General features: G+C 69.7%; 1 protein-coding gene. It reads left to right on the top strand.

Annotated features, from left to right (window positions below):
* Positions 1-574: tyrosine-type recombinase/integrase (locus tag ROI90_RS21125; RefSeq protein WP_316000268.1), on the top strand; the 574-nt coding region annotated here is incomplete at both ends.

Below are 574 nucleotides of genomic sequence, written 5' to 3'. Positions count from 1 at the left end.
GGATCGCTGCCGTGGGCGGCGCCTGGTGGCCTTCTACGCGGTCCTGTACTACGCGGGGATCCGGCCCGCTGAGGCGGTCGGGCTCCGGCTGTCGGACTGCCACCTGCCGGAGACGGGTTGGGGCACGCTGACGCTGCGGGAGACGCGTCCGGTCTCCGGCAAGCAGTGGACCGACTCCGGGGAGCGGCACGACCGCCGGGGCCTGAAGGCGCGAGAAGCATCCACTGACCGGCCGGTCCCCATCCCGCCCGTCCTGGTGGCCATCCTGCGGGCCCATCTGAAGGATTTCGGGACCGCCAAGGAGGGGCGCGTCTTCGGGAACGAGCGCGGGGGAGTGGTCGGTTCATCCACCTACTGGCGGGTGTGGGAGGAAGCGCGGGAGTACGCACTACCGCCGGAGCGTATCGCTTCACCGCTGGCCGGGCGCCCGTACGACCTGCGGCACGCCTGCATCACGCGGTGGCTGAACGCGGGAGTGCCGATTGCCGAAGTGGCCCGGCGGGTTGGTAATTCTCCCGAAGTGATTCACCGCCGGTATCACGGATGTATTGACGGGCACGAAGAAGCGGCCAAC

The sequence above is a fragment of the Hymenobacter endophyticus genome (assembly GCF_032464715.1).
Lineage (GTDB): Bacteria > Bacteroidota > Bacteroidia > Cytophagales > Hymenobacteraceae > Hymenobacter > Hymenobacter endophyticus.
The sequence above is the reverse complement of the archived record's forward strand: the minus strand, read 5'-3'. Positions and strand labels throughout refer to the sequence as shown.